Source organism: Carnobacterium sp. (assembly GCF_040274425.1).
The window spans coordinates 1-10,986 of the sequence record NZ_JBEMBC010000086.1; the positions used below are offsets into that span (position 1 = coordinate 1).

At 33.4% G+C, this 10,986-nt stretch carries 11 protein-coding genes; 8 read left to right on the top strand and 3 right to left on the bottom strand.

What is annotated here, in order from left to right; all coding sequences use genetic code 11:
- The first annotated feature begins 169 nt into the window (after positions 1-169).
- Positions 170-346, top strand: coding sequence for a hypothetical protein (locus tag ABS911_RS12715; RefSeq protein WP_350467862.1), 177 nt, complete (start codon positions 170-172; stop codon positions 344-346).
- Positions 347-627: 281 nt separating this feature from the next.
- Positions 628-1,482 carry a DUF368 domain-containing protein gene (locus tag ABS911_RS12720; RefSeq protein ID WP_350467863.1) on the top strand — a complete coding sequence of 285 codons (855 nt, stop codon included), beginning with the start codon at positions 628-630 and terminating at the stop codon, positions 1,480-1,482.
- A 128-nt stretch (positions 1,483-1,610) separates the two neighbouring features.
- Here the strand turns inward: ABS911_RS12720 and ABS911_RS12725 are convergent, their stop codons facing one another.
- Positions 1,611-2,093, bottom strand: a complete 483-nt coding sequence (locus ABS911_RS12725; protein ID WP_350467864.1) for an ECF transporter S component — start codon at positions 2,091-2,093, stop codon at positions 1,611-1,613.
- Positions 2,094-2,252: 159 nt separating this feature from the next.
- On the opposite strand from ABS911_RS12725, the gene ABS911_RS12730 reads away from it, so the two are divergent.
- Entirely contained in the window at positions 2,253-3,113 is an 861-nt protein-coding gene (locus tag ABS911_RS12730) for a pyridoxamine kinase (protein WP_350467865.1), read from the top strand.
- 55 nt (positions 3,114-3,168) lie between these two features.
- Here ABS911_RS12730 and ABS911_RS12735 read toward each other — a convergent pair whose 3' ends face one another.
- On the bottom strand, positions 3,169-4,353 hold the full coding sequence (locus ABS911_RS12735; protein WP_350467866.1) for an MFS transporter: 1,185 nt from the start codon (positions 4,351-4,353) through the stop codon (positions 3,169-3,171).
- Positions 4,354-4,571: 218 nt separating this feature from the next.
- Here ABS911_RS12735 and ABS911_RS12740 point away from each other — a divergent pair, with 218 nt between their 5' ends.
- From ABS911_RS12740 to ABS911_RS12755, 4 genes are all read left to right on the top strand, one after another.
- Positions 4,572-5,522: an NADP-dependent oxidoreductase gene (locus tag ABS911_RS12740; RefSeq protein WP_350467867.1), complete on the top strand. Its 951-nt coding sequence runs from the start codon at positions 4,572-4,574 to the stop codon at positions 5,520-5,522.
- A gap of 342 nt (positions 5,523-5,864) precedes the next feature.
- On the top strand, positions 5,865-7,190 hold the full coding sequence (locus tag ABS911_RS12745) for a murein hydrolase activator EnvC family protein (protein WP_350467868.1): 1,326 nt from the start codon (positions 5,865-5,867) through the stop codon (positions 7,188-7,190).
- Between the two features lie 130 nt (positions 7,191-7,320).
- Positions 7,321-8,088: a TrmH family RNA methyltransferase gene (locus tag ABS911_RS12750; protein ID WP_350467869.1), complete on the top strand. Its 768-nt coding sequence runs from the start codon at positions 7,321-7,323 to the stop codon at positions 8,086-8,088.
- Between the two features lie 144 nt (positions 8,089-8,232).
- A complete protein-coding gene (locus ABS911_RS12755) occupies positions 8,233-8,748 on the top strand; it encodes an HD domain-containing protein (RefSeq protein ID WP_350467870.1) in 516 nt (171 codons plus the stop codon).
- A gap of 71 nt (positions 8,749-8,819) precedes the next feature.
- Here ABS911_RS12755 and ABS911_RS12760 read toward each other — a convergent pair whose 3' ends face one another.
- Entirely contained in the window at positions 8,820-9,812 is a 993-nt protein-coding gene (locus ABS911_RS12760) for a hypothetical protein (RefSeq protein WP_350467871.1), read from the bottom strand.
- A 325-nt stretch (positions 9,813-10,137) separates the two neighbouring features.
- On the opposite strand from ABS911_RS12760, the gene ABS911_RS12765 reads away from it, so the two are divergent.
- Positions 10,138-10,662, top strand: coding sequence for a GNAT family N-acetyltransferase (locus ABS911_RS12765; RefSeq protein ID WP_350467872.1), 525 nt, complete (start codon positions 10,138-10,140; stop codon positions 10,660-10,662).
- Positions 10,663-10,986: the final 324 nt, after the last annotated feature.

Genomic DNA, 10,986 nt, shown 5'->3' on the forward strand with positions numbered 1-10,986 from the left:
TTAGCTTCAATGTTTACTAAGTAACAGATTATTTTGCAGAAGGGCGATTTATTTACACAAACTTATTGACGCTCTCAAAAAATCACTTTAATAAAAGAATTAACGTACACAATTAATTTTACTTTATATATCCATTATATGATTTACTATCAGTAATAGGAGGAGTTTAATGAGTTACTTTCAAAAAAAGTTAGTTCTTGCATTTGTATTTTTACTTATTTGTAGCTACATACTTATTCTTTCTGGATTTACACATAAGATGCAAAATGTATTGTTAGGTATCACATTTATTAGTGTGAAAGCAATCAAATTAAAATTGAAAAATAACAATAAGTCAGCAAACTAGTAGAAAAAATTTAAAGTAATAGATAAGAAGTTATATAAAGAAAAAAGACAGCAGAGGTTTATATTGTTATACTTGTCAATTGGTATGTGGTTAAGTATTATGGAAAAGTATGATTTTTCTGTCAGCTGTTTATGGTATTAGATTCATCCGTATTCTTAATTTAGTTAAACATAACTAAAAATTAAACAAAAAGTAAAAAAAATGTGTCATAATATTAAAAGCAGCATAAATAGAATAATAATCACTTTTTTGTAAAGTGAGTGGAGGTAAATTTAGTTATTATGAAAAAAAATGAAGGTATTATTGATTGGTTTTTCCGTTTTGTGAAAGGAATGTTTATTGGTTCAGGTGCTATCTTACCGGGCGTAAGTGGAGGAGCTTTAGCAGCTGTATTTGGAATTTATGAAAATATGATTGCATTTCTATCAAATATTCGCAAAGACTTCCTTAAAAATGTACGTTATTTTATTCCAGTAGGGATTGGTGGTTTGTTTGGTATATTTGTGCTGGCATATCCGATTGATTATTTTTTGAAAAATAATGAGGTTCAGGTTTTATGGTGCTTTATTGGTTGTATTTTGGGAACATTGCCTGCTTTATATAAAGAAGCTGGGAAAAATGGACGTAAGCCTTATCACCTTGTGATTGCTGTAGTTGTTGCGATTCTTGCTTTTGTAGGTTTAATTTATGCAAAATTTAATATGAATGTAGTAGTTGAACAATCCACATTGTCATGGGTAATGGCCGGCGGGATTTTTGCCTTAGGGTTTATAGTTCCTGGATTAAGTCCCTCTAATTTTTTGATGTACATGCATTTGTATGAGCCCATGACAGAAGGTATAAAAGATTTGAACTTTTCTATCTTGATTCCTGTCGCGATTGGTGCAATTTTATGTGTTTTGTTACTGTCTAAATTGGTAAGCAAATTAATGAAAATCGCTTATGCAACTATTTTTCACTTTATTCTAGGTGTTGTAATAGCTTCAACGGTCATTATAGCTCCGTTGCCCGAACAATACATTGGTATATCTGCAGGAGGAATAGCAGCTGCAGTTGTATTATTCTTTATTGGTTTATCTGTAGGATTGCTGATGGAAAAATTAGAAGATAATTATAAACCGGCTGAATTAAATTGATGATAAACTTTTTGATTTAAAATAAAAAGAGTTGACCTTTTCTATGCAAAGTTGTTATTTTTAATTTTAGTTCATGTAAACAAAAAAGTGTTGCTGAGTATACTCAGCAACACTTTTTTTAGAACTCATTATTTTTTTATTTTAGAACCTACACTTTTTTGCAATAGGACCGCGCCTAATGCCCCAACTATTCCTTGAAGTAAATTTCCAGGAATAGAAATAGCTGCTCCAGCCAAACCATACATAAAGCTTTCAGCAACAAAATAGCCAAGTGCCATAAATATACCAGCAGGGATAGTAGCTAAAAGAGGTTTATGATAGCCTGTTTTTTGAAAAATCCAAGCACAAATATATCCTTGAAGTCCTTTTACTATAAAAGTAATGGGAGCATAAAAAGCGTAACCTGCAATGATATCAGCAAGTGCGCTTCCTAATCCACCGACAAGAAAACCAGCTTTCTTTCCTAAAAATAATGCAGCAAATAATAAAACCATATCTCCTAAGTTAATATAGCCACGAAATGTGGGTATACGAATAAGGATCGTCATTACTATAGTCATAGCCATGAATAGAGCAACTGTTACAATTTCTTTTGTAGTAATTTTTCGCATAATTCTCATCCTTTACATATATGTATAAAGCCATCTTATCTTTTTTTAGCAACAATGTCATGATTTTTTTAATAAAAAAAACTGAAAAGTACAGATTCTATAATAAGAATTATGCTAGACTAGATAAAGAGAAGAAAACGAGCAGAAGAGGAGAAAAAGATGAAGCAGCCCAGAATTTTAGTTATCCAAGATATTTCAGCAAGTTGCCGTATTTCAATGAATGTGGCTGTCCCGATTCTAAGTTGTTTAGAAAATTGGGTGAGTATTTTACCTACAGCATTGTTGTCTACACATACCGGTAAAGGTTTTGAAGGGTATACTTTTTTAGATCTAAGCGCTGAAATCCCAGCTATTTTAAATCATTGGCGTTCATTAGGAATAAAATTTGATGGGATAGTCATCGGATATTTAGGCTCTATAGAACAAATTAAATTGATGGAAAGCATCATCAAACAGTTTTCAACAGAAGAAGCTCTAATTGTAGTAGACCCTGTGATGGGTGATCACGGAACTTTATACCCGGGTTTTACCTCTGAACATGTTGAAGCGATGCGTAAACTTTGTCAATTTGCAGATGTTTTGATACCAAATGTAACTGAAGCTTGCTTACTAACAGAAACAAACTATCCAGAAAAGCCACATACTAAAGAAAAAATTGAACCAATTATAAGGAAATTAACGGACAAAAATAACCAAAATATTGTCTTATCTGGTGTAACCGGAAATGAAAGACAAGTAGGTGCTGCGTTTATTTCCAAAGGAAGTTCGAAAATCGATTATACTTTTTCAGAAGTTTATCCAGGGCATTTCGATGGGGTAGGAGATTTGTTTACAAGCGTAGTAGCTGGATTTTTATTTCAAAAGCACAGCTTGAAAAGAGCTAATGAAGTAGCAGTAAATTATATTTCAAGAGTTGTAAAACGAACCATTGAAGATCAAATTGATCCCATATATGGAATTGCTTTTGAAAAAGACTTGATGTATTTAATGAAAGAATTGAAAAAAGAAACTTTCTATTAATGAAACAACCAATAGTGCAGACTACTTGTCTGCACTATTGGTTGTTTTTCTATTTCTAAATATCTGTTCTTACTGAATAAAAGAGCAAAATACATCCAATAATTGCCGCTGCTACTCCAGCACTTAACATTTGTGGAACCCCCGCATTGTCTAATAACCAACCGCCTATAAGGCTTCCAGCCACATTGCCAAGTGTAATGGCGCCAACGTTAAATGTTTGCCCTTTGACACGATCTTTTTTTTGCATTAATTGATTGACATAATAAGTTGATGCTGGAATGTAAAGAGCAAATGCTAATCCTTGGAATAATTGAGTAACGTTAATCATGGACACCGATCCTGATAGCAAGAAAAGAATACTTCTTACTACAAAGAAAACGGCAGCTGCTTTCAGCCAAATACCACTTTTTCGTTTGGTCAATAAATAACTGAATCCTAGCATAGCAGGGAGTTCACACAAAGCTGTAATCATCAATGATAAACCAAAGTCGCTGTCATTTCCTCCGAGTGAGTGAATGATTTGGACTAAATACGAATTTACAATAGTGTGAAAAAGAAATAAACAAGCTGCGCCTATTAGAAAATATAAAAAGCGAGGGTATCTTTTGAAAAAAGATTCTTTTTCTTTAGTTAAGGAGTTACCTAGTTTTAAGTCTAGAGTAGATTGTAATTCAGAAGTACTAGCTTCAGGAAAGGTAAAAATAAGAACTAAAAAAGCAACTAATAAAAAAATACAGCCAATAGGTAAAATAATTGTACTAAAGCATGTTAACAATAGGCCTAACGTGTATGAAGTTAGAGCGAACGCTAAGGAACCTGCTCCTCTTGTTAAACCAAAATTGATTTCTACCCCACTATTAATGTGTTCAAATGTAAAAGAATTAATGAATGGCTGCATGGATAAAACTAATGAAACTACAGCTATAAATAGTAATGCTTCAATTGCAGGAGCGCCCGCAGAAAGAAGCAAAGAAACAAGAAGGCCAATAGATAAAATTGTAAGGATAATTAAGCTCCATTTCAATGTTAATTTTTCAAACTTATCGACTACAGCACCTAAAATAGGTTGTAAAATAACGGATAAGATATTGGAGATGGCAAGAATAAGCCCAATGTTTTGATTTTCGAAGCTTCGGGAGAGCAAAAAGACTGAAGCAAATCCATAGATGGAGCAAAATACCATCCAGTATAAGCTTTGTAGCAGAGCATATTTTATGGTTAGCGTACGAATTGTTGTCATAAGTTGTTATTCTTCCTTTCCCATTAAACCAAAATTGGATTTCTTTGTCTCTGTAAGTATCATAGCATGTATTCACTTCAAAAAAGAAGAAGCTTGATGGAATTTGTAATCTGAACAAATCGTTAGGATTTCTTTGTTTTTTTGGTTATACTTCTTATTAGTAAGAAGTATATTAATGGAAATTATGTAAAGATATTAGTGTTTGGAGGAAAGAAAAAATGAGAGCAGTTATTATCGAAGAATATGGTGGAAAAGAAAAGTTGAAAGAAGCAGAAGTACCGATGCCACAGCCTAAAAAGCATCAAGTCATCGTAAAAGAAAGAGCAACTTCCATCAACCCGATTGACTGGAAATTACGTGAAGGCTATTTGCAACAAAAGATGCCTTGGGAATTCCCGATTATTTTAGGTTGGGATGTAGCAGGTGAAATTGTAGAGGTCGGTAGTGAAGTAACCGATTGGAAAATTGGAGACAGAGTATTTGCACGACCAGATACAACACGTTTTGGAACGTATGCTGAATATACTGCAGTTGATGATAACCTACTAGCGTATATTCCTGAAAATGTATCTTATGAAGAAGCAGCAGCAGCTCCATTAGCTGGTTTAACTGCTTGGCAAGCATTATTTGATTACGGTAAACTTGTTGAGGGCGAAAAAATTTTGATACACGCAGGTTCAGGTGGCGTTGGAACATATGCTATCCAATTAGCTAAAAGTAGAGGGGCTTACGTTATCTCAACAGCAAGTGAAAAAAATCGTGAACTGTTGTTGAGCTTAGGAGTAGATCAATTTATTGACTATAAAAACGAAGACTTTACTGAACTTTTAAAGGATGTAGACGTCATCTTTGATACAATGGGCGGAGAAGTTTTAGAAAATAGTTTTAAAGTGGTCAAACCTCATACAGGAAGAATTATTTCAATTGTGGGGGATGCAGATAAAGAACTAGTTGAGAAGGCTGACGTTACCTTTAACAATATTTGGTTAGAACCAGATGGAAAACAACTTAGCCAGTTGGCTCAATTAATGGAACAAGGAAAAGTGAAATCGATTATCGGAGCAACTTATCCTTTAACTGCAAAAGGGGTCTACGATGCTCATGCAATGAGTGAAACGCATCATGCAGTTGGGAAAATCGTGATCAAAGTAGGGAACGAAGAATCTTAATAGACAGATTAATTAGTAAAAAAAAGAAACGACAGTTTTTCTGTCGCTTCTTTTTTTTAGGTTTGATTGGCTTTCAATACTTTCATTTTCATTTTTTTAGTAAAAAGTAATAGTTACTAGTGCAAACTATTTAAATAACTCTTTAAATATGAACAAAATATGGCTAAATATGCAAAACGTGCGTTTCTTAAATGAAAAACAATATGTAAGCGATTGCAGAAATGATAATGTAATAATACCGATGATTTTGTTAAAGAATTAACATCATTTTCTTGTGATTACTATGCTATACTAATTGGCGTGAGAAAATAAAAGGGTATAAAAAACCATGGAGGGTATGCTTTGAATAAGAAATTGATGACCGGGATGATTGCAGCATTGTTATTTGCAACTCCAATTGTAATGCCAACTGCGACAGAGGCAGCGAGCGTTTCAGAACTTGAAAATCAAAAAGCAGAATTAGAAAATAAATCAGCTGACTTAAACTCAAAAATCCAATCTCAAGAAGAAACCTTAAATAACCTAGAATCTGAAAAAGCAAATCTTGAATCAGAAGTTGAAAAATTACAAACAAATATCGATACTGTTGTACTAGAACTGAAAGTACAAGAGCAAAAATTAGCTGACTCAAAAGCTAAAATTGAAAAATTAAAAGCAGAGATTGAAAAATTAAAAGATCTAATTGCTAGACGTGAAGAAAAATTAGAACATCAAGCTAGAAATGTTCAAACAAATGGCAGTACTTCTAATATGGTCGATTTAGTATTATCTGCAGATAGTTTGTCAGATTTAATCGGACGTGTGGGTGTAGTAAACCAATTGGTTTCTGCAAACAAAGATATTGTTACTCAACAAGAAAATGATAAAAAAGAAGTAGAAAAGAATGAAAAAACAGCACAAGATGAAAAAGTTGCAATTGAATCATTAAAAGCTGAAATTGAAGTAAATAAAAATAACTTAGTAGCTCAAAAAGCAGAACTAGATGACAAAATTGTTCAAGTAGCAACTAAATACGACATGACAGAATCTGAAAAAAATGAATTTGTTAAAGAACAAGCTGTTATTGCGACTCAAACAAGTGTGTTGTCAAGCGAATTACAAGAAGAACGTCAACGTATCATTGCTGAAGAAGAAAAAGCACAAGCTGCTGCTAAACAAGCTGAAGCTGATGCAGAAGCCAAAGCGGCACAAGCAGAAGCTAAAGTCGCAGAAACTAAACAAACAACAAGTTCTTCAAGTCAATCAAACAATAAAGCTCAAGCAAGCACTCCGTCATCTTCAAACAGTTCAGGGTTTATTAATCCAAGTGGAGGATATACTACTTCTTCTTATGGCTACCGTATTCATCCGATTACTGGTGTAAATAAATTACATGGTGGTATTGACTTTGGGGGCGGCGGTCCGATCGTAGCAGCACAAAGCGGAACAGTCGTTTTTGCTGGTTACCATAGTTCTTGGGGTTATTATGTGAAGATTGATCATGGAAACGGCTTACAAACATTATACGCTCATATGGTATCTGGAAGTTTATTAGTAACAGCAGGACAACAGGTATCACAAGGACAACAAATTGGAACAATGGGTACGACTGGTTCTTCTACAGGAGTTCATTTACACTTTGAAGTCTATGTAAATGGTTCTCGTGTTAATCCAGCAAACTATCTATAAGAAGAAATTTTTCAAAATAGTGGTACGTAAATTAAGAATTTAAAACAGATAGCTTTAGTCCTCTCTTTCAAAGAGAGGACTTTTTTAGTAGAATGAATAAGCAATAGATGAAATGGGCGGAGGATTACGAATGGAATTAATTTTATCCACAAAAAATGAACGCGTAAAGAATTGGAAAAAACTTCAATCAAGAAGAGGGCGTCAAAAAGCTGGTGCTTATTTAATTGAAGGTTTCCATCTAATAGAAGAAGCTTTAAAAAATCGTGCGATAATTTTAGAAATAATGATAAGTGAAGAAGTAGCTGTAGGAGATATTCCTGAATTTGATGAAGCAAAACAAGTTGAAATTTCTACGGAAATCGCAAGAACCTTAAGTGAGACAGAAACTTCTCAAGGTATTTTTGCAGTTGTAAAAAAAATAGATCAATTAGATAAACCTGTTCTAACAAAGCCTTTTTTATTTTTAGACAATGTTCAAGACCCAGGAAATGTTGGAACAATGGTTCGCACAGCAGATGCTGCCGGTTTTGGGGGAGTCGTATTAGGAAAAGGGTCTGTCGATCTTTACAATAGTAAAGTGTTGCGTTCTATGCAAGGGAGTCATTTTCATTTGCCCGTTTACCAAGGTGATTTAAATGAATGGTTTGATTTGTTTTTTGAACATGAGTTTCCAGTTTTTGGTACTGAGTTAAATGAAGAGGCTGTTTCTTATCGAGAAATTGACCCTCAAGCTGTATATGGATTAGTTATGGGAAATGAAGGCAATGGAATGTCGGATGAATTATTAAAACGTACTACAAAGAATCTCTATATTCCAATTGTAGGACAAGCTGAGTCTCTAAATGTTGCAGTTGCTGCTGGGATAGTAATGTTTTCGCTCACCAAAACCGAAAATTAAGTGTTACGAAACTATGTCAAAAAAATGAACATTCCTAATATTTCTTTAAATTGGAAGTGTTCTGCTTTAAAAGCCAAAGCATACATTGTATGATAGGAACCAGTTAGAACACATCATATATTATTACGAAAAGGAAGTTGTTTAATGACCGAACCAAAATGGAAGCAAGATTTAGAATACGTTGCACTTATCGAGGATTTATTGGAATGTGAAGAAGTAAAGAAACTTAATGACTATACTCAACATCATTTTACTACAAGACTAGATCATTCAATTAGCGTATCTTATATCAGTTACTGTATTGCTAAAAAACATAATTTGGATGCTAGAGCTACAGCTCGTGCCGGTTTGCTTCATGATTTATTTTATTATGATTGGAGAATAACGAAATTTGATGAGGGAACTCACGCATATGTTCATCCTCGCATGGCTTGCGAAAATGCAAAAAAATTAACGGAACTAAGTGAATTAGAATGCGATATTATTATTAAACACATGTGGCTAGCTACCGTGGCTCTTCCAAAGTATAAAGAAAGTTACATTGTAACGTTTGTTGATAAATATTGTGCAGTAAAAGAAGTAGCTGTTCCATTGACTGGAAAAATGAGAACCTCAGTAAAGAACGCTTGGGCTCGTTTGAGACCTGCTGCAGCACAATAAAGAAAGTATATAAGTAAGTTATGATAGATGCTTTTATCTTAATAGAAAAAAGACTAAACCTTAATTGAGGTTTAGTCTTTTTTTGCTTCAGTTAGAAGGTTCTTTAGAATTTCAGTTCGTGTTTCAACTAATTCTGGAAATTGATAAAAAAAGTTTTGTTTTTTTTGAGCAACGGTATCATTATTTTGCATAGGAGAGAGAATGAAAAATGCCCATGCTTCAGCAATATCTTCTTCAGGATGGGTAACAGCATAAGTTGTCAAAAAGTCATCGGCATGTTCAAGGTAAAATGATTGTTGAGCTTCTGAATCAGCTTGGACGTTGAGATGTTGCCACTCTTTGTAATAATCAATCCAAAATTCTTGGTAGTATAAATTCATATACGACTCAGGAGTGCTTTCTCCATAGAAAGAAGAGTAAGTAATTTCTTTTTGACTAAAGGTTTCCCAATCGTAATTGCTGACCATTTGTTTATTATTTAAAGTTAAAAGGTGACCATATTCATGAATTAAAGTGTAATAAAAATTTTTTTCATCTGTACTATCGACAAAGTCAACTCCAAGTTGCCAAGTATCTCCATTGTAGTCTAACGGTTCAACGTAACCTAAAAGATTGTTAGCTCCATCTGAGAAAACGGAGAAAGAATAAATGTTTGTGCGTAAATCTGCCGGTATAATAGTCCTAAAGGTGTCCCATAGTTGATTATGAGCAATCGTATTTCTAGCATATTCAGTCTGATCAGTATTAGCCGTATTGATGATTCCATTGGAAAGAGCATCATTAGTAACTTGGTAGGTGACAATGGTTGATTTTTGGATTAATGCACTTTGACTTTGTTCCATATTATTACCAGCTTTTGTAGGAGCTCCAGATGTGAAGTCTAAAGGATCGCCAATAAGTTTTTTTACTTCATTAAGATAAGCATCTCCTTCCTTAATGAGGACTTCACTACTAGGCTCCTCAATGGTGTCATTAATAAAATTTTGCATTGTGATAATATCATAAGAAAAATAGCCTAAAAACAACAGTGAGCTAGTGAAAATCCAAAATAAGATTCGTTGCATCTCGTTTTCACCTCCAAAAATCCCGTTATTTAGATACTGTAAGTTTAGTGAACGTAAATAAAATTGTAAAGCAAAGATACCTTTTTACACGTAAAGAAACGCATCCGTTAAAGTAATAAAAAGACTTTTTAAAAAGACGCAAAAATAACAATAAAAATTTTCAAAAAAAAGATTGTCGAAGTATAACTCAAAGTATATAATAATGCTTGCCGTATAAATTGAAAGAGACAAATTAAGTCTTCTCAAGCTAGTGAGAGAGGGAATGCAAACGGTTCAATGAATACGCAATAAAATGAATTTTTAGATAGGATTGGAGGAAGCTTAAATGATAGAGGTAACTTTTACCAAACAAAAAGCACTTATTAGAGAAGCTAGTTTAGCAGACTTGCCAGAAATGGTAGATATCTATAATAAGGCAATACTTACAGGAGGCATCACCTGTGATATTGATCCATTTACAGTAGAAGAAAGAAAAGCATGGTTTGAGTCTCATCAAATAGAAAAATATCCGCTGTTCGTTTATGAAGTTGATGGAAAGGTTGCCGGATACAGTCATTTAAGTGGATACCGAGTAGGAAGAAGAGCGGTAGATCAGGTCGCTGAAATTAGTTACTATGTAAATGGTGATTATCGAAAGCGTGGAATTGGATCAAAGTTAGTTGATTATGCGTTACAGCAAGCTAAAGAGATCGGTTATCAAAATGTTATTGCGATGATTGTAGAAGGCAACGGAGCAAGTGAATACATTCTTGGGAAATTTAGTTTTCAACAATGGGGAAGAATGCCAAAGATAGCTGACTTTAATGGAGCATTACACGATCATTTGTATTATGGATTGAGAATTAATTAGAAAATTGATAAAAAAGTAGAACCGGATAGCTTTAAAAAGGGATTCGATTCTACTTTTTTTAAAATTTAACTTTAAACTATGAATAGATTTTTATTTAATTGAATAAATATTCTTTTAACCTAGCGGATAATCCAATGAGAAAACACCTAATAAGTTCGTGTTTACTTTTAAAAAAGAGTTAATAGGTTAATAACAATGAATTAATGTTTGTGGTTATTAAAATTATGATTTTTTTTATAAAAAAACATTGACGATACTCTGAATCCCTGTTATATTAATACATGTCGCTGAGACAGGTTGAAACAAACCGACACAGCGAAAAAG

Bases quoted from the DNA above. Each gene is read 5' to 3' on its own strand.
- ABS911_RS12765 (WP_350467872.1), top strand. From the start codon at position 10,138: ATGATAGAGGTAACTTTTACCAAACAAAAAGCACTTATTAGAGAAGCT.
- ABS911_RS12740 (WP_350467867.1), top strand. From the start codon at position 4,572: ATGAGAGCAGTTATTATCGAAGAATATGGTGGAAAAGAAAAGTTGAAA.
- ABS911_RS12755 (WP_350467870.1), top strand. From the start codon at position 8,233: ATGACCGAACCAAAATGGAAGCAAGATTTAGAATACGTTGCACTTATC.
- ABS911_RS12760 (WP_350467871.1), bottom strand. From the start codon at position 9,812: ATGCAACGAATCTTATTTTGGATTTTCACTAGCTCACTGTTGTTTTTA.
- ABS911_RS12730 (WP_350467865.1), top strand. From the start codon at position 2,253: ATGAAGCAGCCCAGAATTTTAGTTATCCAAGATATTTCAGCAAGTTGC.
- ABS911_RS12750 (WP_350467869.1), top strand. From the start codon at position 7,321: ATGGAATTAATTTTATCCACAAAAAATGAACGCGTAAAGAATTGGAAA.
- ABS911_RS12725 (WP_350467864.1), bottom strand. From the start codon at position 2,093: ATGCGAAAAATTACTACAAAAGAAATTGTAACAGTTGCTCTATTCATG.
- ABS911_RS12720 (WP_350467863.1), top strand. From the start codon at position 628: ATGAAAAAAAATGAAGGTATTATTGATTGGTTTTTCCGTTTTGTGAAA.
- ABS911_RS12715 (WP_350467862.1), top strand. From the start codon at position 170: ATGAGTTACTTTCAAAAAAAGTTAGTTCTTGCATTTGTATTTTTACTT.
- ABS911_RS12735 (WP_350467866.1), bottom strand. From the start codon at position 4,353: ATGACAACAATTCGTACGCTAACCATAAAATATGCTCTGCTACAAAGC.